Origin of the sequence: Sphingosinicella humi (assembly GCF_003129465.1) — a bacterium.
In the GTDB taxonomy this organism is placed as follows: Bacteria; Pseudomonadota; Alphaproteobacteria; order Sphingomonadales; family Sphingomonadaceae; genus Allosphingosinicella; species Allosphingosinicella humi.
Genome location: NZ_QFFF01000001.1, coordinates 1,618,711 through 1,641,203 on the forward strand (window position 1 = coordinate 1,618,711; position 22,493 = coordinate 1,641,203).

33 protein-coding genes are annotated in these 22,493 nt (G+C 64.7%); 30 read left to right on the top strand and 3 right to left on the bottom strand.

The features are described 5' to 3' along the window. Nucleotides 1-53: 53 nt before the first annotated feature. Complete coding sequence (locus tag DF286_RS07975; RefSeq protein ID WP_109270946.1) at nt 54-1,826, top strand: hypothetical protein; 1,773 nt, start codon at nt 54-56, stop codon at nt 1,824-1,826. Here the strand turns inward: DF286_RS07975 and DF286_RS07980 are convergent. Genes DF286_RS07980 through DF286_RS07990 form a run of 3 tightly spaced genes read right to left on the bottom strand, consistent with a single transcriptional unit; the run spans nt 1,816 to nt 3,626 of the window. Next, nucleotides 1,816-2,439, bottom strand: a complete 624-nt coding sequence (locus tag DF286_RS07980) for a MarC family protein (protein ID WP_109270947.1) — start codon at nt 2,437-2,439, stop codon at nt 1,816-1,818. The genes DF286_RS07975 and DF286_RS07980 overlap by 11 nt on opposite strands. Then, nucleotides 2,436-3,326, bottom strand: a complete 891-nt coding sequence (gene folD / locus DF286_RS07985) for a bifunctional methylenetetrahydrofolate dehydrogenase/methenyltetrahydrofolate cyclohydrolase FolD (RefSeq protein ID WP_109270948.1) — start codon at nt 3,324-3,326, stop codon at nt 2,436-2,438. The genes DF286_RS07980 and folD overlap by 4 nt, the downstream gene beginning before the upstream one ends. Nucleotides 3,327-3,332: 6 nt before the next feature. After that, the gene (locus DF286_RS07990; protein WP_109270949.1) at nt 3,333-3,626 is read right to left on the bottom strand and encodes a YggT family protein; all 294 of its coding nucleotides are present in this window, start codon (nt 3,624-3,626) and stop codon (nt 3,333-3,335) included. A 127-nt stretch (nt 3,627-3,753) separates the two neighbouring features. Between DF286_RS07990 and DF286_RS07995 the strand changes: the two genes are divergently transcribed. From DF286_RS07995 to DF286_RS08140, 29 genes are all read left to right on the top strand, one after another. Beyond that, a complete protein-coding gene (locus tag DF286_RS07995; protein WP_109270950.1) occupies nt 3,754-4,155 on the top strand; it encodes a cupin domain-containing protein in 402 nt (133 codons plus the stop codon). Between the two features lie 323 nt (nt 4,156-4,478). Continuing rightward, nucleotides 4,479-5,675 carry a hypothetical protein gene (locus tag DF286_RS14955; RefSeq protein ID WP_146193580.1) on the top strand — a complete coding sequence of 399 codons (1,197 nt, stop codon included), beginning with the start codon at nt 4,479-4,481 and terminating at the stop codon, nt 5,673-5,675. A 262-nt stretch (nt 5,676-5,937) separates the two neighbouring features. Beyond that, nucleotides 5,938-6,309, top strand: a complete 372-nt coding sequence (gene rpsL / locus DF286_RS08010; protein ID WP_109270953.1) for a 30S ribosomal protein S12 — start codon at nt 5,938-5,940, stop codon at nt 6,307-6,309. A 14-nt stretch (nt 6,310-6,323) separates the two neighbouring features. After that, nucleotides 6,324-6,794: a 30S ribosomal protein S7 gene (gene rpsG, locus DF286_RS08015; protein ID WP_109270954.1), complete on the top strand. Its 471-nt coding sequence runs from the start codon at nt 6,324-6,326 to the stop codon at nt 6,792-6,794. 61 nt (nt 6,795-6,855) lie between these two features. After that, nucleotides 6,856-8,949 carry an elongation factor G gene (gene fusA, locus DF286_RS08020; protein WP_109270955.1) on the top strand — a complete coding sequence of 698 codons (2,094 nt, stop codon included), beginning with the start codon at nt 6,856-6,858 and terminating at the stop codon, nt 8,947-8,949. A gap of 43 nt (nt 8,950-8,992) precedes the next feature. Continuing rightward, on the top strand, nt 8,993-10,183 hold the full coding sequence (gene tuf / locus DF286_RS08025; protein ID WP_109270956.1) for an elongation factor Tu: 1,191 nt from the start codon (nt 8,993-8,995) through the stop codon (nt 10,181-10,183). Nucleotides 10,184-10,327: 144 nt separating this feature from the next. Beyond that, nucleotides 10,328-10,639, top strand: a complete 312-nt coding sequence (gene rpsJ, locus DF286_RS08030; RefSeq protein WP_044450118.1) for a 30S ribosomal protein S10 — start codon at nt 10,328-10,330, stop codon at nt 10,637-10,639. A 297-nt stretch (nt 10,640-10,936) separates the two neighbouring features. Next, nucleotides 10,937-11,692, top strand: a complete 756-nt coding sequence (gene rplC, locus DF286_RS08035) for a 50S ribosomal protein L3 (RefSeq protein ID WP_109270957.1) — start codon at nt 10,937-10,939, stop codon at nt 11,690-11,692. 3 nt (nt 11,693-11,695) lie between these two features. Then, the gene (gene rplD, locus DF286_RS08040; protein ID WP_109270958.1) at nt 11,696-12,325 is read left to right on the top strand and encodes a 50S ribosomal protein L4; all 630 of its coding nucleotides are present in this window, start codon (nt 11,696-11,698) and stop codon (nt 12,323-12,325) included. Then, nucleotides 12,318-12,635 carry a 50S ribosomal protein L23 gene (locus DF286_RS08045; protein ID WP_109270959.1) on the top strand — a complete coding sequence of 106 codons (318 nt, stop codon included), beginning with the start codon at nt 12,318-12,320 and terminating at the stop codon, nt 12,633-12,635. The genes rplD and DF286_RS08045 overlap by 8 nt, the downstream gene beginning before the upstream one ends. Nucleotides 12,636-12,648: 13 nt before the next feature. After that, the gene (gene rplB / locus DF286_RS08050; protein ID WP_109270960.1) at nt 12,649-13,485 is read left to right on the top strand and encodes a 50S ribosomal protein L2; all 837 of its coding nucleotides are present in this window, start codon (nt 12,649-12,651) and stop codon (nt 13,483-13,485) included. Nucleotides 13,486-13,488: 3 nt separating this feature from the next. After that, nucleotides 13,489-13,764, top strand: coding sequence for a 30S ribosomal protein S19 (rpsS, locus tag DF286_RS08055; protein WP_109270961.1), 276 nt, complete (start codon nt 13,489-13,491; stop codon nt 13,762-13,764). A gap of 3 nt (nt 13,765-13,767) precedes the next feature. Continuing rightward, nucleotides 13,768-14,145: a 50S ribosomal protein L22 gene (gene rplV, locus DF286_RS08060; protein WP_109270962.1), complete on the top strand. Its 378-nt coding sequence runs from the start codon at nt 13,768-13,770 to the stop codon at nt 14,143-14,145. Between the two features lie 3 nt (nt 14,146-14,148). Further along, a complete protein-coding gene (gene rpsC, locus DF286_RS08065; RefSeq protein WP_109270963.1) occupies nt 14,149-14,856 on the top strand; it encodes a 30S ribosomal protein S3 in 708 nt (235 codons plus the stop codon). Between the two features lie 12 nt (nt 14,857-14,868). Next, nucleotides 14,869-15,300: a 50S ribosomal protein L16 gene (rplP, locus tag DF286_RS08070; protein ID WP_109270964.1), complete on the top strand. Its 432-nt coding sequence runs from the start codon at nt 14,869-14,871 to the stop codon at nt 15,298-15,300. Between the two features lie 4 nt (nt 15,301-15,304). Next, nucleotides 15,305-15,514 (top strand): 50S ribosomal protein L29, encoded by a 210-nt coding sequence (gene rpmC, locus DF286_RS08075; RefSeq protein WP_109270965.1) that lies wholly within the window; start codon nt 15,305-15,307, stop codon nt 15,512-15,514. A gap of 9 nt (nt 15,515-15,523) precedes the next feature. After that, complete coding sequence (gene rpsQ, locus DF286_RS08080; RefSeq protein WP_109270966.1) at nt 15,524-15,793, top strand: 30S ribosomal protein S17; 270 nt, start codon at nt 15,524-15,526, stop codon at nt 15,791-15,793. A 57-nt stretch (nt 15,794-15,850) separates the two neighbouring features. Continuing rightward, complete coding sequence (gene rplN / locus DF286_RS08085) at nt 15,851-16,219, top strand: 50S ribosomal protein L14 (RefSeq protein ID WP_109270967.1); 369 nt, start codon at nt 15,851-15,853, stop codon at nt 16,217-16,219. 4 nt (nt 16,220-16,223) lie between these two features. Continuing rightward, a complete protein-coding gene (gene rplX, locus DF286_RS08090; RefSeq protein ID WP_109270968.1) occupies nt 16,224-16,544 on the top strand; it encodes a 50S ribosomal protein L24 in 321 nt (106 codons plus the stop codon). Continuing rightward, nucleotides 16,537-17,118 carry a 50S ribosomal protein L5 gene (gene rplE / locus DF286_RS08095; protein WP_109270969.1) on the top strand — a complete coding sequence of 194 codons (582 nt, stop codon included), beginning with the start codon at nt 16,537-16,539 and terminating at the stop codon, nt 17,116-17,118. The genes rplX and rplE overlap by 8 nt, the downstream gene beginning before the upstream one ends. A gap of 33 nt (nt 17,119-17,151) precedes the next feature. Further along, on the top strand, nt 17,152-17,457 hold the full coding sequence (rpsN, locus tag DF286_RS08100) for a 30S ribosomal protein S14 (protein ID WP_109270970.1): 306 nt from the start codon (nt 17,152-17,154) through the stop codon (nt 17,455-17,457). Between the two features lie 10 nt (nt 17,458-17,467). After that, on the top strand, nt 17,468-17,863 hold the full coding sequence (rpsH, locus tag DF286_RS08105) for a 30S ribosomal protein S8 (protein ID WP_109270971.1): 396 nt from the start codon (nt 17,468-17,470) through the stop codon (nt 17,861-17,863). A gap of 1 nt (nt 17,864) precedes the next feature. Beyond that, a complete protein-coding gene (gene rplF / locus DF286_RS08110; RefSeq protein WP_109270972.1) occupies nt 17,865-18,398 on the top strand; it encodes a 50S ribosomal protein L6 in 534 nt (177 codons plus the stop codon). A 3-nt stretch (nt 18,399-18,401) separates the two neighbouring features. After that, nucleotides 18,402-18,755 carry a 50S ribosomal protein L18 gene (gene rplR / locus DF286_RS08115; protein ID WP_109270973.1) on the top strand — a complete coding sequence of 118 codons (354 nt, stop codon included), beginning with the start codon at nt 18,402-18,404 and terminating at the stop codon, nt 18,753-18,755. Continuing rightward, entirely contained in the window at nt 18,756-19,487 is a 732-nt protein-coding gene (gene rpsE / locus DF286_RS08120; protein ID WP_109270974.1) for a 30S ribosomal protein S5, read from the top strand. 7 nt (nt 19,488-19,494) lie between these two features. After that, the gene (gene rpmD / locus DF286_RS08125) at nt 19,495-19,671 is read left to right on the top strand and encodes a 50S ribosomal protein L30 (RefSeq protein WP_109270975.1); all 177 of its coding nucleotides are present in this window, start codon (nt 19,495-19,497) and stop codon (nt 19,669-19,671) included. A gap of 128 nt (nt 19,672-19,799) precedes the next feature. Next, complete coding sequence (gene rplO / locus DF286_RS08130; protein WP_109270976.1) at nt 19,800-20,327, top strand: 50S ribosomal protein L15; 528 nt, start codon at nt 19,800-19,802, stop codon at nt 20,325-20,327. 102 nt (nt 20,328-20,429) lie between these two features. Next, nucleotides 20,430-21,797, top strand: a complete 1,368-nt coding sequence (gene secY, locus DF286_RS08135) for a preprotein translocase subunit SecY (protein WP_109270977.1) — start codon at nt 20,430-20,432, stop codon at nt 21,795-21,797. Continuing rightward, on the top strand, nt 21,794-22,447 hold the full coding sequence (locus tag DF286_RS08140; RefSeq protein WP_109270978.1) for an adenylate kinase: 654 nt from the start codon (nt 21,794-21,796) through the stop codon (nt 22,445-22,447). Before secY ends, DF286_RS08140 begins: the two co-directional genes overlap by 4 nt. Nucleotides 22,448-22,493: the final 46 nt, after the last annotated feature.

The window sequence follows — 22,493 nt, forward strand, 5'->3', positions numbered from 1 at the left end:
GCTTCGCAGCGACTAATGCCGGTGCAAGGGATTGGGAAGGGGCGACCGACGGCATGATTTTCACCGCCGATCATTTCGACCGGCATTGGCGGCTGTTGGTGACGTTCTTCTGGCTGGCGACGGCGGCTGCCTTCGTCTGGGCGCGGTGGCAATATATCGGCTGGTTCGCGCTCGGCGATACCGACGACAATTTGAGGATGATGGAGGCCCGGGCGCTGCTGGCGGGGCAGGGCTGGTTCGACCTCCGCCAATATCGGCTCGATCCCCCTTATGGCGCCGACATCCACTGGTCGCGGCTGGTCGACCTGCCCTTGGCCGGGCTCATGCTGCTGTTCAGGCTGTTCATGTCGGGAGCGGAGGCCGAGAAGGTGGCGGTCGCGGTCGCGCCCATGCTGCCGATGGGGGTGGCGATGGCGTCGCTCGCCATCCTGTGCCGCCGGCTGATCGCGCCGACCGCCTATATCTTCGCCCTTCTGCTCCTGCTCTACGCCCATTCCGCCAAAAGCATGTGGCTGCCGCTGCGCATCGACCATCATGGTTGGCAATTGGCGATGCTGAGCCTGGTGCTCCTCGGCCTGACCGATCGCAAGCGCGCGCGCGGCGGCGCCGTCACCGGAATCGCCACCGCGCTCTCGCTCTCGATCGGCCTGGAGATGCTGATCTATCTTGCCGTCGCGGGCGCGGCGACGGCGCTCATGTGGATCCGCGATGCGGGCCAGGCGCGCCGATTGGCCGCTTACGGCGCCAGCCTCGCCGGCGGCACGACGCTCGGCTACCTTATCTTCGCCTCCGATGCGAACAGGGCTCCGGTCTGCGATGCGCTCTCTCCGGTCTGGCTGTCTGTGATGGCGGCGGCGGGAGCCTTGGCGGTGCTCCTCGCTTGGCTTCGACTGGGGCGCCCGCTGCTGCGGCTTGCTGCCGCGGCGCTGGCGGGCGCACTGCTGGCGGGCGGGTTCGCGCTCGCCTGGCCGGACTGCGTCAGTCGGCCGGAAGGCGTCTCGCCGGAGCTCTACAAGATGTGGCTTAGCCACGTTCGCGAGGCTCGCCCGATCTACACCCATAGCTGGCAGACGATCGTCAACGGCTTGGCGCTGCCGGTCGCCGGGCTCATCGGCTATGGCGTGACGATCTGGCGGCTGCGGCGCGACGAGGCGGCGCTGACGCCCTGGGCGGCGATCGCGCTGTCGGCGTTGATCGCAGTGGCCCTTCTCTTCTGGCAGACGCGGGCGACGCCGGCGGCCCAGCTTCTCGCCATCCCGGGTGCCGCGGCCCTGGCATGGATGGTCGTCGGCCGGGCCTGGTCGATTCCAAACCTGGCGTTGCGCGCCGTGGCCGTCCTGGTTGCCTTCCTGCTCATCTCCGGCATCGCCGTGCAGTGGGTGGTCCGCGCCTTTCCGGAGCCGACGAGCGCCGGGGCGAAGGCCGTCAGCGCGGCCAATGCCAAATGCCCGACGCTGGCCGCGCTGCGTCCGATCGCGCTGCGGCCCAAGGGTTATGTCCTCACCCATGTCGACCTCGGGCCGCGCCTCATCACCGTCACCCATCACGACGCCGTCGCCGGTCCCTATCACCGCAACGGGGACGCCATCCTGGACGTCATGCAGGCCTTTCGGGGTTCGGCGGACAATGCGCATGCCATCGTTGCCCGGCGGGGCATCGACTATGTGCTGATTTGCCCGAACCTGTCCGAATCGACCATCTATCGCTCTCGCGCGCCCCAGGGCTTCTACGTGCAGCTGTCACGCGGCCAGGTGCCGGATTGGCTGGAGCCGATCGCGCTGCCGAAGAATTCGCCCTACCGGATGTGGCGCGTCGTCAGGCGTTGAAGCTGATCGCGATGCCGTCGATCACGAACTGGGCGGCGAGCGCGGCGAGGATGACGCCGAGCAGGCGGGTGATCATCGCCTCCATCTTGTGGCCGAGCAGGCGCATCAGCGGCCTCGCCATCAGCAGCGCGACAAGGGTCAGGAGCAGGATGGCGAGAAGAGCGCCGAGCACGATCAGCGATTCCTGAAGGCCGTTGCTCCGCGCCATCAGCAGCATGATGGACGCGATCGAGCCGGGCCCGGCGATCATCGGGATCGCCATAGGAAAGACGGAGATGTCCTCGATCTCCGGCGTGGCATTGACCTCCTGCGCGCGGTGCTCCCGCCGTTCGGTGCGCTTTTCGAACACCATCTCCAGCGCGATCAGGAACAGCATGATGCCGCCCGCGATGCGGAAGGCGGCGAGGCTGACGCCGAGCGCGGAGAGGAGATCCTCGCCGAACAGGCCGAAGAAGATGAGGATGGAGGCGGCGATCAGCACCGAGCGAATCGCCATCGCCCGCCGCTGCGCGTGGGGGGCGCCCTGGGTCAGGCTGGCGAAGATCGGTGCGCATCCCGGCGGGTCGATGATGACGAAGAAGGTCACCAGCGCCGAGGTGAGGAGCTCGATCACAGTCCGGCGGGCGGCGGCAGGCCGGCCCGGGCATGGGCGGCGACGAGGGTGTTGCGCAGCAGGACGGCGATCGTCATCGGGCCCACGCCGCCAGGCACCGGCGTAATGGCGCCGGCGACATCCCTGGCGCTCGCGAACTCGACATCGCCGACGAGGCGGGTCTTGCCTGCCTCCTTGGCGGGGATGCGATTGATGCCTACGTCGATCACGGTGGCGCCGGGCTTCAGCCAATCGCCCCTGATCATTTCTGGCCGTCCGACCGCCGCCACGACGATGTCGGCGCGGCGGACTGCACCGGGAAGATCCCGCGTCCGGCTGTGGGCGACGGTGACGGTGCAATTCTCCTGGAGGAGCAGTTGCGCCATCGGCTTGCCGACGATGTTGGAGCGGCCGACCACGACGGCGTCGAGGCCGGAGAGATCGCCGAGCCGGTCCTTCAGCAGCATCAGGCAGCCGAGCGGCGTGCAGGGCACGAGCGCCTCTTCACCCACCGCGAGCTTGCCGGCATTGGCGATGTGGAAGCCGTCCACGTCCTTGGCCGGGTCGATCGCCGCGATCACGGCCTTGTCGTCGACACCCTTGGGGAGCGGCAGTTGGACGAGGATACCGTCGACGCACTCGTCCGCGTTCAGCCGCTCGACGAGGGCGATCAGCTCTTCCTGGGTCGTCGTATCCGGCAGCTTGTGCTCGAAGCTCTCCATGCCGGCCGCGACCGTCGCCTTGCCCTTGGAGCGGACATAGACCTGGCTCGCCGGATCCTCGCCAACCAGCACGACGGCGAGGCCGGGCTTGCGGCCCTTGGCCGAAACGAAGGTGGGCACGGCCTCCGCGATGCGGGCGCGCAGGCCCTCGGCGAAGGCCTTGCCGTCGATGATGTCGGCGCTCATGGCGGCTCAGTAGGCGATGTCGGCCGCGACCCCGCCGAGCAGGATACGCACGACATAGATCAGCAGCAGCACGACGAGCGGCGAGAAGTCGATGCCGCCGAAGTCGGGGAGGATGCGGCGGATGGGGCGGTAGAGCGGCTCGGTGATCCGATCGAGCGCATTGAGGAGCGAACGGACGAAATCATTATAGGTGTTGATGACGTTGAAGGCGACGAGCCAGCTTAGGATCGCCTGGATGATGATGATCCAGGTCAGCACCGTCAGCAGCAGCTGAAGAACGTCGAAAAAGGCAAGCAGCATAGTCTCTCCCCGCGGACACCGGCTTCGCCATGTAGGGGAGTGGCGCGGGCGGAGCAATGGTGGGAGCCGCGACGGGAACACACGGCCTCGAGCGCTGTTTGAACTGCAAGGTGGCAGGGAGGATCCGATGAAGGGCTATGTCGACAATATCGAGACGCGGACGGTCGAGAATGAGGATTTCAGACGCGTTCTCTATACGGGCAAGAACCTTCAGCTCGTGCTGATGACGCTGAAACCCGGCGAGGAGATCGGCGAGGAAGTGCACCACGATCGCGACCAGTTCTTCCGGATCGAGCAAGGCCGCGGCGAAATCCGCATCGACGGGACCGCAAACGTCGTCGAGGACGATTTCGCCGTCATCGTCCCGGCCGGCGCTCGTCACAACGTCGTCAACACCGGCAGCAGCCCGCTGCGGCTCTACACGCTTTACGGCCCGCCCGAGCACCGCGACGGGGTGGTTCACAAGGACAAGGCTCAAGCCGAGTACGACCACGACAAAGACCATTTCGACGGCAAGACAACTGAATAACACCTTGCCCGCAGGGGTAAGTCCTTGGGCTCTCCAAAAGGCATCCTGGTAGTCTCGGTCAAGTATCGAATTGACAATTAGCGTTTTTTCGCGACTTTCTACTCGTCGGGGGACGAACAGGGGGACTCGTGAAACGGAATCGTTTGCTGGTCGGAGCGGCGACCATCGCATTGGCTTGCTTGTTGGCTAGCTGCGGAGGAGGCGGTTCGGGGGGAGGAAGCGGGGGCGGTTCCAACACTGCGCCACCCCCGCCACCGCCACCACCCCCGCCACCGCCGCCACCACCTCCTCCCGACCATCTCACCTTTACGACCTCACTTGGCATGCCGCTGATTGGGGTTGGCTATTTTCAAGAGCCGCCGGACCGCCCCTTCTCGAACGATGCGACGGCCGTATTCACGAACCGAAAAGGGCAGTTCGGGAACGGCGTGACTGGCGTGATCATCCCGGGGTCGCGCAGACGTTTGCCGCCGGATACGCCGACCCAGTTGGTGGGAGTACTAGGCATCGATCCGGCAAGCGGCTTCACTTGGTCCTTTAGCTCCCCCGTTGGGGGGACGACGGTATCGCCGCTCACTACAGTCATAGAAGGTGCTGGAAACTCGAGCTCCGTCATAAGCGCGCTGCGGCTGCGGGAAGGTCCTCAACCCATTTCCGACGGTCGTGATCTCCTCACCTTTCACGCCGGCGGAGGACTTAGGTCATCTGATCCCGCTACTGCGCGCGACGCTGCGCGCCTAACTTCGGTCAACCTGCAGCTGCTGGCGGTGGGCATTCTCCTTTCCCCGGGGTATGGACGAAATTCTTCTGAGGCTGACCTCTTTTCTACTGAGGAAAGCCTGCGGCGGTTTGGCGAATTCATTGCCGATGGAGGCCGAGGCGATCTGCGCTCTGCAACCGATATGGAAACGCTGATCCACTCGATGAACCTCGCGACAGCTGCAACAGACGAGGCCACAAAGGCGGCGGCCGAGTTGCTGTCCGATTATGCCTCCGCCGTCCCGGATCTCGTCGACGACATAGATACTATAGGCCGATTCGAACTTGGATTGGTATTTGACGTAATGCCCCAGGTGCAAAGTCTGCTGAGGGGTCACGCGAATGCCGAGATTGCGTCGATTCTCGCACGAACTCCCACCAGTATCGCAGAGGATTTCGCGGTATACGCCGATACACCGCGTCAATTCGTCGAAGATCTCCTTGTCGCTGGACCCGATTATCGAGAAGTGCCTGCGGGCGGAGAGATCGTCCTCGACCAGCACGATGGTGCTTTAAGGCGACTATCGAGCAATGATTGGCGCTTCTATCCGAACATCACTTTCGGCGGGCTGACGACGCCGATGATCGACATGATTTCGATCGCTCCCGCCAACGTCAATCACATATCCGTGGAAGTCGGATCCGACGGTGTTTTGCGAATCAAGGCTCTCCCGGGTTTTCGCGGTCTTGCCCGGTTCGACTATCGCGTCCGCGACGAAGAGCAATCTGCTAGCGGCCGAGCCTTTGTGCGGGTCCACTGAGGCGTAGCCGCTGACGTCTGTTTTTGAGCACGGTCCTCTTCACAAACGTGAGCAGTTGACCCACATGTGCCCCGCCGCTATAGGCCGCCCCTGCCTCGGGGCTGGTGGTGGTTCCTTAAACAGACCAGACGCTGCCTTTAACGGGCAAGAGCTTGAACATTGCTGCACGTTCGCGAAGGGCCTGGGGGGCCGATATGGCCGCCGGGGTTTTTGTGCATTTTGCGTGACAGTAGAGTAACTTGAGAAAAGGTGAAGGGCTTCAATGCCGACGATCAACCAGCTGATCCGTAAGGGTCGCGAACCGCAGAAGGCCAAATCCAAGGTCCCTGCGATGGACCAGAACCCGCAGAAGCGCGGGGTCTGCACCCGTGTCTATACGACGACCCCCAAGAAGCCCAACTCCGCGCTCAGGAAGGTGGCCAAGGTCCGCCTGACCAACCAGCGCGAAGTGATCAGCTACATTCCCGGCGAGGGCCACAACCTTCAGGAGCATAGCGTCGTCCTGATCCGCGGCGGCCGTGTGCGCGACCTTCCGGGCGTGCGCTATCACGTGCTTCGCGGCGTGCTCGACACCCAGGGTGTCAAGGACCGCAAGCAGAGCCGTTCGAAATACGGCGCCAAGCGTCCGAAGTAAGGGAATAGAAGAAGATGTCTCGTCGTCGCCGTCCCGAAAAGCGCGAAATCCTCCCCGATCCGAAGTTCGGGGACATCGTCCTTTCCAAATTCATGAACAGCGTCATGCTCGACGGCAAGAAGTCCGTCGCGGAAGGTATCGTCTATGGCGCGCTCGACACCGTCGAAGCGCGGGCCAAGAAGGACCCGATGCAGGTGTTCCATGACGCCCTCAACAACATCAAGCCGGGCATCGAGGTCCGCAGCCGCCGCGTCGGCGGCGCCACCTACCAGGTGCCGGTCGAGGTTCGTCCGGAGCGTGCCCAGGCGCTCGCCATCCGCTGGCTGATCTCGGCGTCGCGTGCCCGCAGCGAGAACACGATGGCCGCCCGCCTGTCGGGCGAGCTGCTCGACGCCGCCAATAATCGCGGCAATGCGGTCAAGAAGCGCGAGGATACGCACCGCATGGCGGAAGCGAACCGCGCCTTCTCGCATTATCGCTGGTAACTGAAAACAACGTCGGGGCGCTGCCATGAAAGGGTAGCGGCCCCGGCCCTGGAGACAAGACATGGCCCGCAGCCATCCGCTCGAACGCTATCGCAACATCGGCATCATGGCTCACATCGATGCCGGCAAGACCACCACGACCGAGCGCATCCTGTTCTACACCGGTAAGAACTACAAGATCGGTGAAACCCATGAGGGCACGGCCACCATGGACTGGATGGAGCAGGAGCAGGAGCGCGGCATCACGATCACGTCCGCCGCGACGACCTGCTTCTGGCGGGCCGATGAGGGCAAGGGCGAAGAGCACCGCATCAACATCATCGACACGCCTGGCCACGTCGACTTCACCATCGAGGTCGAGCGTTCGCTGCGCGTGCTCGACGGCGCCGTGGCGGCGTTCGACGGCGTCGCCGGCGTCGAGCCCCAGTCGGAGACGGTGTGGCGCCAGGCGGAGAAGTACAAGGTTCCGCGCATGTGCTACGTCAACAAGCTTGACCGCACCGGTGCGAACTTCCCGCGCTGCGTCCAGATGATCCGGGATCGGCTCGGTGCGCGTCCGGCCGTGCTTTACCTGCCGATCGGCGCCGAGGCTGATTTCAAGGGCTTGGTCGACCTCGTCAACAATCGTGCGATCGTCTGGCTCGAAGAGAGCCTGGGCGCCAAGTTCGAATATCAGGACATCCCCGCCGACCTCGCCGACGAGGCCGCTGCGGCGCGCATGGAACTGATCGAGATGGCCGTCGAGCAGGACGACGATGTCATGGAGGCCTATCTCGGCGGCGAGGAGCCCGACGCGGCGACCTTGAAGAAGCTGATCCGCAAGGGCACGCTCAACTTCTCGTTCGTGCCGGTCATGTGTGGCTCGTCGTTCAAGAACAAGGGCGTGCAGCCGCTGCTCGACGCGATCGTCGATTATCTCCCGAGCCCGCTCGACATTCCTCCCGTCGATGGCGTGAAGCTGGACGGCGAGACGAAGGATACGCGTCCGGCGGACGACGCTGCGCCTTTTTCGGCGCTGGCCTTCAAGATCATGAACGATCCTTTCGTGGGCTCGCTCACCTTCGCGCGCATCTACTCCGGCAAGCTGGAGAAGGGCACGGTCCTGAACTCCGTGAAGGACAAGAAGGAAAAGATCGGCCGCATGCTCCTCATGCACGCCAATTCGCGCGAGGACATCGATGAGGCCTTCGCCGGCGACATCGTCGCCATCGCGGGTCTCAAGGAGACGACGACGGGTGACACGCTGTGCGCGTCCGGCGCTCCGATCATCCTCGAGCGGATGGAGTTTCCGGAGCCGGTCATCGAGCTCAGCGTCGAGCCCAAGACCAAGGCCGACCAGGAGAAGATGGGCATCGCGCTCAACCGCCTGGCTGCCGAGGATCCCAGCTTCCGCGTGTCGACCGACCATGAATCGGGCCAGACGATCATCAAGGGGATGGGCGAGCTCCACCTCGAGATCCTCGTCGACCGCATGAAGCGCGAGTTCAAGGTCGACGCCAATGTCGGCGCGCCGCAGGTCGCCTATCGCGAGTCGCTGAAGCGCGAGGTCGAGGTCGACTACACCCACAAGAAGCAGTCGGGCGGCTCCGGCCAGTTCGGCCGCGTCAAGGTGATCGTCGCTCCCGGCGAGCGCGGTTCCGGCGTCACCTTCGTCGACGAGATCAAGGGCGGCAACATCCCGCGCGAATATATCCCCTCGGTCGAGAAGGGTATGCGCGAGACGGCCGAGACCGGCAGCCTCATTGGCTTCCCGATCATCGACTTCCAGATCCGGCTGATCGACGGCGCCTACCACGACGTCGACTCGTCCGCCCTGGCGTTCGAGATCACCGGCCGTGGCGCGATGCGCGAGGTTGCACAGAAATCCGGCATTAAGTTGCTGGAGCCGGTGATGAAGGTTGAGGTGGTGACCCCGGAGGACTATCTGGGCGACGTCATCGGCGACCTCAACAGCCGGCGCGGCCAGATCCAGGGAACGGACAGCCGCGGCAACGCGCAGGTCGTCGAGGCGATGGTGCCGCTTGCGAATATGTTCGGCTACGTTAATGAGCTGCGTTCCTTCACGCAGGGCCGTGCTCAGTACACGATGCAGTTCTCGCATTATGAGGAAGTTCCGCAGAATGTTGCGGACGAGGTTAAGGCAAAGCTCGCCTGACAGGGCGGCGGTTAGTTAGTCAGAAAGACGAGGGTAAGGCAAAATGGCGAAAGCTAAGTTCGAGCGGAACAAGCCGCACTGCAACATCGGCACCATCGGTCACGTCGACCATGGTAAGACGTCGCTGACGGCGGCGATCACCAAGGTCCTGGCCGAGACGGGCGGCGCCACGTTCACCAGCTACGACAATATCGACAAGGCTCCCGAGGAGCGCGAGCGCGGCATCACCATTTCGACCAGCCACGTCGAGTATGAGACCGAGAAGCGTCACTATGCGCACGTCGACTGCCCGGGCCACGCCGACTATGTGAAGAACATGATCACCGGCGCCGCTCAGATGGACGGCGCGATCCTGGTCGTGTCGGCTGCCGACGGTCCCATGCCGCAGACCCGCGAGCACATCCTGCTCGCCCGTCAGGTCGGCGTTCCGGCGCTCGTCGTGTTCATGAACAAGGTCGACCAGGTCGACGACGAGGAACTGCTTGAGCTCGTTGAGCTCGAAGTCCGCGAGCTTCTCTCCTCCTACGACTTCCCGGGCGACGACATCCCGGTCATCAAGGGCTCGGCTCTCGCCGCGCTCGAGGACAGCGACACCAAGATCGGCCGCGATGCCGTTCTGGAGTTGATGAAGGCCGTCGACGAGTACATCCCGCAGCCGGAGCGTCCGCTCGACAAGCCGTTCCTGATGCCGATCGAAGACGTGTTCTCGATCTCGGGTCGCGGCACCGTCGTCACCGGCCGCGTCGAGACCGGCGTCGTCAAGGTTGGCGAGGAAGTCGAGATCGTCGGCATCAAGGACACCCAGAAGACGACCGTCACCGGCGTCGAGATGTTCCGCAAGCTGCTCGACCAGGGCGAGGCCGGCGACAACATCGGTGCTCTCATCCGCGGCGTCGGTCGTGACGAAGTGGAGCGTGGTCAGGTTCTGGCCAAGCCGGGCTCGATCACTCCGCACACCGACTTCCAGGCCGAGGTCTATGTCCTCTCGAAGGACGAAGGCGGCCGTCACACGCCGTTCTTCGCCAACTATCGTCCGCAGTTCTACTTCCGCACGACCGACGTGACGGGCGAAGTGGTTCTGCCGGAAGGCACCGAGATGGTCATGCCCGGCGACAACGTGAACCTGGGTGTGAAGCTGATCGCTCCGATCGCCATGGACCAGGGCCTGCGCTTCGCCATCCGCGAAGGCGGCCGGACCGTCGGCGCGGGGGTTGTCGCTTCGATCTCGAAGTAATATAGGGCGTCAGCCGCGCGGGTCCTTAGAGATTCGCGCGGCTCGCTTTTCAGTTTGAGTATCGGCCGAACCGGGGCCTTGAGGCCCTGGTGACGCTTTGTTGATTGCCCCTGTTGGGGTTGGCTCTTTCGCATCGGTATGGACATGGAAACGCAGAATATCCGCATTCGCCTGAAGGCGTTCGATCATCGTGTGCTCGATCAGGCCACTGGCGACATCGCCGACACCGCTCGGCGCACGGGTGCTCTTATTCGCGGTCCCATTCCGCTGCCGACGCGCATCGAGAAGTTCACCGTCAACCGTTCGCCGCACATCGACAAGAAGTCGCGCGAGCAGTTCGAGGTGAGGACTTACAAGCGGCTGCTGGACATCGTGCAGCCCACCCCGCAGACGGTCGACGCGCTGATGAAGCTCGATCTCGCCGCGGGTGTTGATGTCGAGATTAAATTGGCCTAACGGCCACTGCGCTCACGGAGCGCGAACATCATTCCGATGAGAGTCGGGACTCAGGAACACGAAGCGCCTCGGAATATCGCTGAGGTCGGTGCTCTTGGACCCCGGCTTCCGCCGGGGCGACGAGAGGGGCGACGCTCCTCGCAGGATTTAGGGATACCGCACGGACTCGTCCGTGGTCTGCGTCCCCCGCATTCCGGCCCCGGCCGGGAATAGCCCAAGCGGGGCACGTATCTTTCATGGGCTGGCACGCCCGCGGCAGCGATGGCTCCCGCGGGCCTCTGTGTAAGGAGTTTGGTCATGCGCACCGGCGTGATCGCGAAGAAAATGGGGATGACCCGCCTGTTCCAGGAGGACGGCCGCCATGTGCCGGTCACCGTCCTGGCACTCGACAATGTTCAGGTCGTTGCGCGCCGCGAGGCGGACCGTGACGGCTATGTCGCCGTCCAGATCGGCGCCGGCTCGGCCAAGGCGAAGAACCTGACCAAGCCCGAGCGCGGTCATTTCGGCAAGGCCGAGGTGGAGCCCAAGGCCCGCCTCGCCGAATTCCGGGTCGCCGAGGACGCGCTCCTCGACGTCGGCGCCGAGCTCTCGGCCGATCATTTCGTCGCCGGCCAGCTGGTCGACATCCAGGGCGTGACCCAGGGTAAGGGCTTCGCCGGCGCCATGAAGCGCTGGGGTTTCGGCGGTATGCGCGCCTCTCACGGCGTCTCCATCTCGCACCGTGCCCACGGTTCGACCGGTCAGCGCCAGGATCCGGGCCGTGTCTTCAAGAACAAGAAGATGGCCGGTCACATGGGTGCTCGCAACCGCACCCAGCAAAATCTCGAGGTCGTCCGCACCGACGCGACCCGCGGTCTCATCTTCGTGAAGGGCTCCGTGCCCGGTCACAAGGGCGGCTGGCTGCTCGTCAAGGACGCGGTGAAGGTGCCGCGGCCCGAGGGCGTGCCCTATCCGGCGGGTCTGAAGCAGGCCCAGAACAACAACGAAGCTCCCGCTGAGACTCCGGCCGAGGCCGAGGCTCCGGCGGCGGCCACCGAAGGCCAGGAAGGCTAAGTCATGAAGGTCAAGGTTCAGACCCTCGACGGCGGCAAGGCCGGCAGCGACATCGAGCTCAACGACGCGATCTTCGCCGTCGAGCCCCGCGCCGACATCCTGCACCGCGTCGTCACCTGGCAGCTCGAGAAGCGTCGCGGCACCGCCCGCGCCGCCCGCGAGCGCAGCGATGTCGCCCGCACCGGCAAGAAGTTCGGTCGCCAGAAGGGCGGCGGCACGGCCCGTCACGGCGATCGCCGCGCCCCGATCTTCGTCGGCGGCGGCAAGGCGCATGGTCCTCGCGTCCGCGACTTCAATCCGTCGCTGAACAAGAAGGTTCGCGCGCTCGGCCTCAAGATGGCCCTGTCGAGCAAGGCCCGCGACGGCAAGCTGGTCGTCATGGACAATCTCGACGTCAAGGAAGCCAAGACCAAGGCGCTGGCCGAGCAGCTCTCGAAGCTGGGCTTCGGCAAGACCGCGCTGGTGATCGACGGCGATGCCCTCAACGTCGGTTTCGCCCAGGCTTCGCAGAACCTCAGGGAGATCAACCTCCTCCCGGCGGTCGGCGCGAACGTCTACGACATATTGAAGCATGAAACCCTGGTGCTGACGCGCGCCGCGGTCGAGAAGCTGGAGGCGCGTTTCAATGGCTAAGAAGCCTGCCAAAGCGGCGGTCGACATCAACCATTATGATGTCGTGCTCGCCCCCCACATCACCGAGAAGTCGACCTTGCTTTCGGAGCAGAATGCGGTCGTGTTCAAGGTCGCGAACGACGCCACCAAGCCGCAGATCAAGGCGGCCGTCGAGGCTCTGTTCAGCGTCAGCGTGACGGGCGTCAACACGATCACCCAGAAGGGCAAAACCAAGCGCTGGAAGGGTCGCCCCTATCAACGTTCGGACGTCAAGAAGGCGATCGTCACCCTGAAGGACGGCGATTCCATCGACGTCACCACCGGTATCTGAGGCTAAGGGCAAGATGGCACTCAAGACATACAACCCGACCAGCCCGTCGCAGCGCGGCCTGATCCTCGTCGACAAGTCGGCGCTGTGGAAAGGGAAGCCCGTCAAGGCGCTGACCGAAGGCAAGCGCAAGACCGGCGGCCGCAACAACAAGGGCCATGTGACGTCGCGCGGCATCGCCGGCGGCCACAAGCAGCGCTACCGCTATATCGACTTCAAGCGTCGCAAGTGGGACATGCCGGCCACTGTCGAGCGGCTGGAATATGATCCCAACCGCACCGCCTTCATCGCGCTGGTGAAATATGAGGACGGCGAGCTCGCCTACATCCTCGCGCCGCAGCGCCTGGCGCCGGGCGACAGCATCGTCGCCGGCAAGAAGGTCGACGTGAAGCCGGGCAACGCCATGGAGCTCGGTCAGATGCCGGTCGGCACCATCGTCCACAATGTGGAGATGAAGCCGGGCAAGGGCGGCCAGATCGCCCGTTCGGCTGGCACCTATGTGCAGGTCGTCGGCCGTGACCGCGGCATGGTCATCGTCAGGCTTAATTCAGGCGAGCAGCGTTATCTGCGCGCGGATTGCATGGGCACGGTTGGCGCGGTCTCGAACCCCGACAACCAGAACCAGAATTTCGCCAAAGCCGGCCGCACGCGCTGGAAGGGCCGGCGTCCGCTCACTCGCGGCGTCGCCAAGAACCCGGTCGACCACCCGCACGGCGGTGGTGAGGGCCGGACCTCGGGCGGCCGTCACCCGGTGACTCCGTGGGGCAAGCCGACCAAGGGCGCCCGCACCCGCAAGAACAAGGCGACGGACAAGATGATCATCCGTTCGCGTCACGCGAAGAAGAAGAGGTAAGCAATGGCCCGCTCCGTCTGGAAAGGCCCGTTCGTCGAACTGAGCCTGCTGAAGAAGGCAGAGGCTGCTCAGGAGGCCGGTGGCCGCGCTCCGATCAAGACCTGGTCGCGCCGCTCCACCATCCTGCCGCAGTTCGTCGGCCTTACGTTCAATGTCTACAACGGCCGCAAGTTCGTTCCCGTCTCGGTGAACGAGGACATGGTCGGCATGAAGCTGGGCGAGTTCGCTCCGACCCGCTTCTTCCCGGGCCACGCCGCCGACAAGAAGGGCAAGAGGTAAGCCATGGGTAAAGAGGCAGCCCCCCGCAAGGTCGGCGACAACGAGGCGCTGGCGGTCGGCACGACCATCCGTGGCTCGGCGCAGAAGCTGAACCTGGTTGCGGCGATGATCCGCGGCAAGAAGGCCGAGGAAGCGCTCAACATCCTGAAGTTCTCGCCCAAGGCGATGGCGGTGGATGTGCGCAAGGTGCTGGCGTCGGCCATCGCCAATGCGGAGAACAACCATAATCTCGACGTCGATGCCCTCGTCGTCGCCGAGGCGAGTGTCGGCAAGTCGATCTCGATGAAGCGCTGGACGCCGCGTGCGCGCGGCCGTTCGAGCCGCATCGTCAAGCCGTTCAGCCGCGTGCGCATCGTCGTCCGCGAGCAGCAGGAAGCGTAAACTATGGGTCAGAAATCCAATCCGATCGGCCTCAGGCTGCAGATCAACCGGACCTGGGACAGCCGCTGGTACGCAGAAGGCGCCGATTATGGCCGGCTGCTGCTCGAGGACCTCAAGATCCGCGAATATGTGCTGAAGACGATCCCGCAGGCCGCGATCTCCAAGGTCGTGATCGAGCGTCCGGCGAAGCTCTGCCGGGTCTCCATCTATGCCGCGCGCCCCGGCGTGATCATCGGCAAGAAGGGTGCGGACATCGAGAAGCTGCGCAAGAAGCTCGGCGAGATGACGTCCAGCGACGTGTCGCTGAACATCGTCGAGATCCGCAAGCCCGAGATCGACGCCAAGCTCGTCGCGCAGGGCGTCGCCGACCAGCTCGAGCGCCGCATCGCCTTCCGCCGTGCCATGAAGCGCGCGGTGCAGTCGGCGCTTCGTCTGGGCGCCGAGGGCATCCGCATCACCTGCTCCGGCCGTCTGGGCGGCGCCGAGATCGCGCGCACGGAATGGTATCGCGAAGGCCGCGTGCCGCTCCACACGCTGCGCGGCAATGTCGATTATGCCGAGGCCCAGGCCCACACCGCTTACGGCGTGTGCGGCGTCAAGGTTTGGATCTTCAAGGGCGAGATCCTGGGTCATGACCCGATGTCGCAGGACCGGCTGATGATGGAGGCTCAGACCTCCGGCGTCCGCCCCGCGCGCGACGATCGCCGCTAAGGAACGTAGAAAATGCTGCAACCCAAACGCACCAAGTTCCGCAAGGCCTTCAAGGGCCGCATCTCCGGCGACGCCAAGGGCGGAACGGCGCTCAACTTCGGCGCCTTCGGCCTCAAGGCCATGGAGCCCGAGCGGATCACCGCCCGCCAGATCGAGGCGGCCCGCCGCGCCATCACGCGCCACATCAAGCGCCAGGGGCGTCTTTGGATCCGTGTGTTCCCGGACGTGCCGGTTTCGTCGAAGCCCGCCGAAGTCCGCATGGGCAAGGGCAAGGGCAGCCCGGAATATTGGGCCGCCCGCGTGAAGCCGGGCCGCATCCTGTTCGAGCTGGACGGCGTCCCCGGCCCGCTCGCCAAGACCGCTTTCGAGCGTGCGGCCGAGAAGCTGCCGATCAAGACCAAGGTAGTCGCCCGCCTCGGTGAATCGTTGTTTGAGGAAGCTTAAGACGATGGCCAAGATCGACGATCTCAAGACCAAGACCGACGACCAGCTCACCGAGCAGCTGGGCGAGCTGAAGCGCGAGCAGTTCAACCTGCGCTTCCAGAGCGCCACCAACCAGCTCGAGAAGCCGTCGCGGGTCCGCGAGGTGCGCCGCACCATCGCCCAGATCAAGACGCTGCAGACCGAGCGCGCTCGCGCGGCTCAGGCCAAGGCCTAAGGAGTTACCATGCCGAAGCGCATTCTGACCGGGACCGTGGTGTCCGACAAGACCGACAAGACCGTGGTGGTCAAGGTCGAGCGGCGGGTGAAGCACCCGCTCTACGGCAAGATCATCAAGCGGTCGAAGAAGTATCATGCCCATGACGAGGGCAATGAGTTCAAGGCCGGCGAGACCGTCCGCATCGAAGAGACGCGGCCGATCTCGAAGCTGAAGACCTGGAAGGTGATCGAGCGTGTCGACACGCACGCCACCCCGGCCAAGGCTGACGTCGCGTAAAAGTAGAAGCTGATCGCCGGGCGGGTCCCGGTTGAAGTTTAGAGAAGGAATGGATCGATGATCCAGATGCAGTCTAACTTGGATGTCGCGGACAACAGCGGCGCCAAGCGCGTCCAGTGCATCAAGGTGCTGGGCGGTTCGAAGCGGCGCTTTGCGGGCGTGGGCGACATCATCGTCGTTTCCGTCAAGGAAGCGGCGCCGCGCGGCCGCGTGAAGAAGGGCGACGTCCACAAGGCCGTCATCGTCCGCACCGCCAAGGACATCCACCGCCCCGACGGGTCGACGATCCGCTTCGATTCGAATGCGGCCGTCCTCGTCAACAACAATGCCGAGCCGATCGGGACCCGTATCTTCGGGCCGGTCGTCCGCGAACTGCGCGCGAAGAAGCACATGAAGATCATCTCGCTCGCGCCGGAGGTTTTGTAAGATCATGGCTGCCGCGAAGATCAAGAAAGGCGACAAGGTCGTCGTCCTGTCCGGCAAGGACAAGGGCAAGCATGGCGAGGTCACCAAGGCGTTCCCGAAGGAGGGCAAGGTGATCGTGGCCGGCGTGAACATCATCACGCGCCACCGCAAGCCGACGCAGGTGAACCCGCAGGGCGGGCTGGAGCGGGCCGAGGCGCCGCTGCACGTATCGAAGGTCGCGATCGAGGACCCCAAGACCGGCAAGGCGACCCGGGTCCGGTTCGAAGTCCGCGACGGCAAGAAGGTCCGCGTCGCTGCGCGGTCCGGGGAGATGATCAATGGCTGACGCGAAATATACGCCGCGCCTCCGGAAGGATTATGACGAGCGCATCGTCAAGGCGATGACCGAGAAGTTCAGCTACAAGAACCGTCTCGAGGTTCCCAAGCTCGACAAGATCGTCATCAACATGGGCGTCGGCGAGGCGACCCAGGACAAGAAGAAGGTCGAGACGGCCGCTCAGGAAATGGAGCTGATTGCCGGCCAGAAGCCGGTCATCACCAAGGCCAAGAAGTCGATCGCCCAGTTCAAGCTGCGCGAAGGCATGCCGATCGGCGTCAAGGTCACGCTCCGCCGCGAGCGCATGTACGAGTTCCTCGACCGTCTCGTGACGATCGCGCTGCCGCGCGTCCGCGACTTCCGCGGGCTCAACCCGAAGTCGTTCGACGGCCGGGGCAATTATGCCATGGGTCTCAAGGAGCAGATCGTGTTCCCGGAGATCAACTATGACCGCATCGACAAGGTTCGCGGCATGGACATCATCGTCACCACCACTGCGAAGACGGACGAGGAAGCGCGCGAGCTGCTGCGCCTCTTCAACTTCCCGTTCCCGCAGGATCAGGATCAGAAGCAGGCCGCGTAAGCGGTCTGCTAGGAAAGGAAGAGAACTTAAGTCATGGCGAAACTGAGTTCCGTGAACAAGAACGAGCGTCGCAAGCGGCTGGTGAAGAAATATGCCGGCCAATATGCGAAGCTGAAGGCGATCGCGAACGACGAGTCCAAGGACGACACCGAGCGCCTGATCGCGCGGCTGAAGATGGCCGAGATCCCGCGCAACGGCAATCCGACCCGGATTCGCAACCGCTGCGAGGTGACCGGCCGTCCCCGCGCTTATTATCGCAAATTCCGACTGTCGCGCGTCATGCTTCGGGAATTGGCCAACAAGGGCCTCATCCCCGGCGTCACGAAGTCGAGCTGGTAAGGTTTAGACTATGCCATTGACCGATCCTCTGGGCGATATGCTCACCCGCATCCGCAACGGCCAGCAGGCGCGCAAGGACAGCGTCCTCACGCCCGCGTCCAAGCTGCGCGCCCGCGTGCTCGAGGTGCTGCAGCGCGAAGGCTACATCCGCGGATACAGCGAAGAAGCGCTGGGCAACCACAAGGGCCTGCGCATCGAGCTGAAGTATTTCGAGGGCCAGCCCGCTATCCAGCATCTGGCCCGCATCTCGAAGCCGGGCCGCCGCGTCTATTCGGGAAGCCAGGAGCTTCCGCGCGTGCGCAACGGCCTCGGCATCACCATCGTCTCTACGCCCAAGGGCGTTCTGTCCGACGCGGAAGCGCGCGATCAGAATGTCGGCGGCGAGGTGCTGGCGGAGGTATTCTGATATGTCACGTATCGGTAAAAGACCGGTCCCGATGCCCGCGGGCGTCACTGCGACCACCGAAGGCCAGATCCTCTCGGTCAAGGGCCCGAAGGGCACGTTGAGCCTGAACATGGTCGACGAAGTCACCTACGACATCGCCGACGGCGCCATCTCGGTGCAGCCGGTCAACGATTCCAAGCGCGCCCGCTCCTTCTGGGGCATGCAGCGCACGATGGTGCAGAACCTGATCACCGGCGTGACCGAGGGCTTCACCAAGACGCTCGAGATCACCGGCGTCGGCTATCGCGCGGCGGCCCAGGGCAAGAACCTGCGCCTGCAGCTCGGCTATAGCCACGACGTCAACATCGCCGTGCCGGAAGGCCTGGAGGTGAAGACCCCCGATCAGACCACGGTCGAGATTTCGGGCATCGATCGCCAGAAGGTCGGCCAGCTGGCCGCCGAGATTCGGCGTTGGCGCAAGCCGGAGCCCTACAAGGGCAAGGGCATCAAATATCGCGGCGAGTATATCTTCCGCAAAGAAGGCAAGAAGAAGTAAGCCATGGCGAAACTCTCTCTCTTCGATCGGCGCCGTCAGCGCGTCCGCACCTCGCTCCGCAAGCGCGGCGGCGACAAGCCCCGCCTGTCGGTTCACCGTTCGGGTCGGCACATCTATGCCCAGGTCATCAACGACGTGGAGGGCCGCACCGTCGCCGCCGCGTCGACCCTGGACAAGGACGGCAAGGGCAAGACCGGTGCCACGGCCGAGTCCGCGCAGGATGTGGGCCGGCGGATCGCCGAGCGCGCCAAGGCCGCCGGCGTCACCAAGGTAATTTTCGACCGTGGCGGTTTCCTGTTCCACGGCCGCGTGAAGGCTCTCGCCGATGCCGCGCGCGAAGGCGGATTGGAGTTCTAAATGGCTGACGACAAGAACCAGACCCCGGAAGCGGCCGAGCAGTCGAACCTGCCGACCGAGGCTTCCGAAGCGCCCCAGGGCGAGCAGCGCCGCGAGCGTGGTGCCCGTGGCGGGCGCGGTGGCCGCGACGACCGTCGTGGCGGCCGTGGCCGCCGCGACGACCGCCGTGGCGGCCGTGGCGGTGAGGAAGAGGGCGAGGAGCTCGTCGAGAAGCTCGTCCACATCAACCGCGTCTCCAAGACCGTGAAGGGCGGTAAGCGCTTCGGCTTCGCCGCGCTCGTCGTCGTCGGCGACGGCAAGGGCCGGGCCGGCTTCGGCCATGGCAAGGCGCGCGAGGTGCCGGAGGCGATCTCCAAGGCGACCGCGGCGGCCAAGAAGGCGATGGTCCGCGTGCCGCTGCGCGAGGGCCGCACCCTTCACCATGACGGCATCGGCCATTTCGGCGCCGGCCGCGTCTATGTCCGCTCGGCCAAGCCGGGCACCGGCATCATCGCCGGCGGCCCGATGCGTGCCGTGTTCGAGAGCCTGGGCGTGGCGGACGTCGTGACCAAGTCGGTCGGCACGTCCAACCCCTACAACATGATCCGGGCGACCTTCGAGGCGCTTGGCGATCAGTCCAGCCCCAAGGCGGTGGCGCAGCGTCGCGGCAAGAAGATTGCCGACCTGATGTCGCGTCGTGCCGGCCTGGGCGCGGCCGAGGCTCAGGCCGAAGCCGAAGCAGTCACGGAGTAAGCGTCCCATGGCGACGATCAAGATCACCCAGACGGGATCCCCGATCCGGCGCACGCCCGACCAGCGCAAGACGCTGATCGGCCTGGGCCTCAACAAGATGCACAAGACGGTCGAGCTGAACGACACCCCCGAGGTGCGCGGCATGATTCGGAAGGTGCAGCATATGGTGACGGTGGCGGAGTAACACTCCGTCATCCCGGCGAAGGCCGGAATCTCGGCGAGACCCGCCGCGACCTTTTCGGCCTGAGACCCCGGCCTTCGCCGGGGTGACGGTCAAACTAAGCGCGAAAAAAGCGAAAGCGAGTGCAGACAATGAATCTCAACGATCTCCGCGACAACAAAGGTGCCCGCAAGTCCCGCGTCCGTGTCGGACGCGGCATCGGTTCCGGCCTCGGCAAGACCGGCGGCCGCGGCCAGAAGGGCCAGAAGAGCCGCTCGGGCGTCTCCATCTGGGGCTTCGAGGGCGGTCAGATGCCGCTCCACATGCGGTTGCCGAAGCGGGGCTTCAACAACATCTTCGCCAAGGATTATGCCGAGGTGAACCTCGGTGCCGTCCAGAAGGCGGTCGACGCCGGCAAGCTCGACGGCAAGGGCACGATCGACCATGCCGCGCTTAAGGCAGCTGGCCTCGCGCGTGGCGGCAAGGATGGCGTCCGCCTGCTCGGCAAGGGCGAGATCAGCGCCAAGCTGAAGTTCGTCGTCGCCGGCGCGTCTGCGGGTGCCCGCGAGGCGGTGGAGAAGGCCGGTGGTTCGGTCGAGCTGATCGGGGTCGTTCCTGCGGCTGAAAAGGCGGCCGCCAAGAAGGGCAGCGCCAAGAAGGCCGCCAAGGCGAAAGCCTGATCTTCTCGGTTGAGGGCTGACAGGCCGCGACCGATCACTATATGAGGCGGCGGGGGCGAACATTCTCCCGCCGCCACATTCTTTTCCGGGGTCGAAACACACATGGCATCGCAAGCCGAACAACTGGCCGCCAATCTCTCACTGGCCAACTTCGCCAAGGCGACCGATCTCAAGAAGCGCCTGTGGTTCACCCTCGGCGCGCTGATCATCTTCCGCCTGCTGAGCTTCGTGCCGCTGCCCGGCATCGACCCGCGGGCGCTTTCGACCCTGTTCGACACGACCCGGGGCACCGTCCTCGATTTCTTCAACACCTTCTCGGGCGGCAGCCTTGAGCGGATGAGCCTCATCGCGCTCGGCGTCATGCCCTACATCACGGCCTCGATCGTGGTGCAGCTCGCGACGTCGATGTCGCCGACGCTGGCCGCCCTCAAGAAAGAGGGCGAGAGCGGTCGCAAGAAGATCAACCAATATACCCGCTACGGCACCGTCTTCCTCTGCATCATCCAGGGCTATTTCATTGCCGTTGGTCTAGAGGGCTGGGGCTCGGGCCAGGGCGGCTCGGCCGTGATCGATCCCGGCCTGATGTTCCGCGCCACGACCGTCGTCAGCCTTGTCGGCGGCACCATGTTCCTGATGTGGCTCGGTGAGCAGATCACCAGCCGCGGCATCGGCAATGGCGTCAGCCTCATCATCATGGCCGGCATCGTGGCCCAGATGCCGACCGCGCTCGCCCAGGTGTTCGAGGGCGGGCGGACCGGCAGCCTGTCGCCGCTGCTCATCATGGCGGTGATGGCCCTGGGGCTCGGCCTCATCGGCTTCATCTGCTTCATGGAGCGCGCGCAGCGCCGCATCCTCATCCAATATCCCAAGCGCCAGACGGCACGGGGCCAGATGCAGGCGGAACGCTCGCACCTGCCGCTGAAGATCAACACGGCGAACGTCATCCCGCCGATCTTCGCCTCGTCGCTGCTGCTGATGCCGCTGACGGTCGCGCAGTTCGCCGGCAACCGCGTCCAGGGCGAGAGCTTCTGGGGCGACATGCTGATCACGGTGACGACTGCGCTCCAGCACGGCGCGCCGCTCTACATGTTCCTCTACGGCGCCGGCATCGCCTTCTTCTGCTTCTTCTACACCGCCGTGGTGTTCAATCCGGAGGAGACCGCCGACAATTTGAAGCGCTATGGTGGCTTCATTCCCGGCATCCGCCCCGGCAAGCGCACAGAGGAATATCTCGATTATGTGCTGACCCGCATCACGGTCGTCGGCGCCGCCTATCTGACGCTGACCTGCCTCATTCCCGAATATCTGATCGCCCGCGCCGGCATTCCCTTCTACCTCGGCGGCACCAGCCTCATCATTGTCGTGAACGTCACCATGGACACGATGACCCAGATCCAGAGCCACCTCATCGCGCACCAATATGGCGACCTCATCAAGAAGGCGAAGCTGAAAGGCGGGCGCTCGAGGTGAACATCATACTGCTGGGGCCTCCGGGGGCAGGCAAGGGGACCCAGGCGAGCCGGCTGGAAGCGGAGCGAGGCATGGTCCAGCTCTCGACCGGGGACATGCTCCGCGCCGCGGTCGCCGCCAAGAGCGAGGTCGGCCTCAAGGCCAAGGCGGTGATGGACGCCGGCGATCTGGTCTCGGACGAGATCGTGACCGGCATCCTGTCGGAACGGCTCGACCATGACGATGTCCGGAAGGGCTTCATCCTCGACGGCTATCCCCGGACCGTCGCCCAGGCGGAATCGCTGGAGCGCCTGCTGACCCAGAAGGGCATGGCGCTCGATCATGTCATCGAACTGGTCGTCGACGAGGACGCCCTGATCGACCGCATCACCGGCCGCTTCTCCTGCGCCAGCTGCGGCACCGGCTATCATGAGCGCTACAAGCGTCCGCTCGTGGAGGGCGTCTGCGACGTCTGCGGCAGCCGCGAGTTCAAGCGCCGGCCGGACGACAATGAGGAGACGGTTCGCAACCGTCTCGCCGAATATCGCGCCAAGACCGCGCCGATCCTGCCCCATTACGAGGCGAAGGGGCTGGTCCGGCGGGCCGACGGAATGGCACCGATTGCCGAGGTCAACGACGCCATCGAGGCGATCCTCGACGGCGGGGCCTAGCGTCGGCCTGGCCCGCGGGTCGCCAGCCGCTCTGCCGCGGCGGAAC

What these genes read in the sequence shown, in the direction of transcription:
- secY (WP_109270977.1), top strand. Translation starts at nt 20,430, where the DNA reads ATGGCATCGCAAGCCGAACAACTGGCCGCCAATCTCTCACTGGCCAAC.
- DF286_RS14955 (WP_146193580.1), top strand. Translation starts at nt 4,479, where the DNA reads ATGCCGCTGATTGGGGTTGGCTATTTTCAAGAGCCGCCGGACCGCCCC.
- rplE (WP_109270969.1), top strand. Translation starts at nt 16,537, where the DNA reads ATGGCTGACGCGAAATATACGCCGCGCCTCCGGAAGGATTATGACGAG.
- rplR (WP_109270973.1), top strand. Translation starts at nt 18,402, where the DNA reads ATGGCGAAACTCTCTCTCTTCGATCGGCGCCGTCAGCGCGTCCGCACC.
- rpsS (WP_109270961.1), top strand. Translation starts at nt 13,489, where the DNA reads ATGGCCCGCTCCGTCTGGAAAGGCCCGTTCGTCGAACTGAGCCTGCTG.
- rplO (WP_109270976.1), top strand. Translation starts at nt 19,800, where the DNA reads ATGAATCTCAACGATCTCCGCGACAACAAAGGTGCCCGCAAGTCCCGC.
- rpmD (WP_109270975.1), top strand. Translation starts at nt 19,495, where the DNA reads ATGGCGACGATCAAGATCACCCAGACGGGATCCCCGATCCGGCGCACG.
- rplN (WP_109270967.1), top strand. Translation starts at nt 15,851, where the DNA reads ATGATCCAGATGCAGTCTAACTTGGATGTCGCGGACAACAGCGGCGCC.
- DF286_RS08045 (WP_109270959.1), top strand. Translation starts at nt 12,318, where the DNA reads ATGGCTAAGAAGCCTGCCAAAGCGGCGGTCGACATCAACCATTATGAT.
- rpsG (WP_109270954.1), top strand. Translation starts at nt 6,324, where the DNA reads ATGTCTCGTCGTCGCCGTCCCGAAAAGCGCGAAATCCTCCCCGATCCG.
- rplX (WP_109270968.1), top strand. Translation starts at nt 16,224, where the DNA reads ATGGCTGCCGCGAAGATCAAGAAAGGCGACAAGGTCGTCGTCCTGTCC.
- rplD (WP_109270958.1), top strand. Translation starts at nt 11,696, where the DNA reads ATGAAGGTCAAGGTTCAGACCCTCGACGGCGGCAAGGCCGGCAGCGAC.
- rpsE (WP_109270974.1), top strand. Translation starts at nt 18,756, where the DNA reads ATGGCTGACGACAAGAACCAGACCCCGGAAGCGGCCGAGCAGTCGAAC.
- DF286_RS07975 (WP_109270946.1), top strand. Translation starts at nt 54, where the DNA reads ATGATTTTCACCGCCGATCATTTCGACCGGCATTGGCGGCTGTTGGTG.
- rplC (WP_109270957.1), top strand. Translation starts at nt 10,937, where the DNA reads ATGCGCACCGGCGTGATCGCGAAGAAAATGGGGATGACCCGCCTGTTC.
- rpsQ (WP_109270966.1), top strand. Translation starts at nt 15,524, where the DNA reads ATGCCGAAGCGCATTCTGACCGGGACCGTGGTGTCCGACAAGACCGAC.
- tuf (WP_109270956.1), top strand. Translation starts at nt 8,993, where the DNA reads ATGGCGAAAGCTAAGTTCGAGCGGAACAAGCCGCACTGCAACATCGGC.
- fusA (WP_109270955.1), top strand. Translation starts at nt 6,856, where the DNA reads ATGGCCCGCAGCCATCCGCTCGAACGCTATCGCAACATCGGCATCATG.
- folD (WP_109270948.1), bottom strand. Translation starts at nt 3,326, where the DNA reads ATGAGCGCCGACATCATCGACGGCAAGGCCTTCGCCGAGGGCCTGCGC.
- rpmC (WP_109270965.1), top strand. Translation starts at nt 15,305, where the DNA reads ATGGCCAAGATCGACGATCTCAAGACCAAGACCGACGACCAGCTCACC.
- rpsC (WP_109270963.1), top strand. Translation starts at nt 14,149, where the DNA reads ATGGGTCAGAAATCCAATCCGATCGGCCTCAGGCTGCAGATCAACCGG.
- DF286_RS07990 (WP_109270949.1), bottom strand. Translation starts at nt 3,626, where the DNA reads ATGCTGCTTGCCTTTTTCGACGTTCTTCAGCTGCTGCTGACGGTGCTG.
- rplP (WP_109270964.1), top strand. Translation starts at nt 14,869, where the DNA reads ATGCTGCAACCCAAACGCACCAAGTTCCGCAAGGCCTTCAAGGGCCGC.
- rpsH (WP_109270971.1), top strand. Translation starts at nt 17,468, where the DNA reads ATGCCATTGACCGATCCTCTGGGCGATATGCTCACCCGCATCCGCAAC.
- rplV (WP_109270962.1), top strand. Translation starts at nt 13,768, where the DNA reads ATGGGTAAAGAGGCAGCCCCCCGCAAGGTCGGCGACAACGAGGCGCTG.
- rpsJ (WP_044450118.1), top strand. Translation starts at nt 10,328, where the DNA reads ATGGAAACGCAGAATATCCGCATTCGCCTGAAGGCGTTCGATCATCGT.
- rplB (WP_109270960.1), top strand. Translation starts at nt 12,649, where the DNA reads ATGGCACTCAAGACATACAACCCGACCAGCCCGTCGCAGCGCGGCCTG.
- rpsN (WP_109270970.1), top strand. Translation starts at nt 17,152, where the DNA reads ATGGCGAAACTGAGTTCCGTGAACAAGAACGAGCGTCGCAAGCGGCTG.
- rpsL (WP_109270953.1), top strand. Translation starts at nt 5,938, where the DNA reads ATGCCGACGATCAACCAGCTGATCCGTAAGGGTCGCGAACCGCAGAAG.
- DF286_RS07995 (WP_109270950.1), top strand. Translation starts at nt 3,754, where the DNA reads ATGAAGGGCTATGTCGACAATATCGAGACGCGGACGGTCGAGAATGAG.
- rplF (WP_109270972.1), top strand. Translation starts at nt 17,865, where the DNA reads ATGTCACGTATCGGTAAAAGACCGGTCCCGATGCCCGCGGGCGTCACT.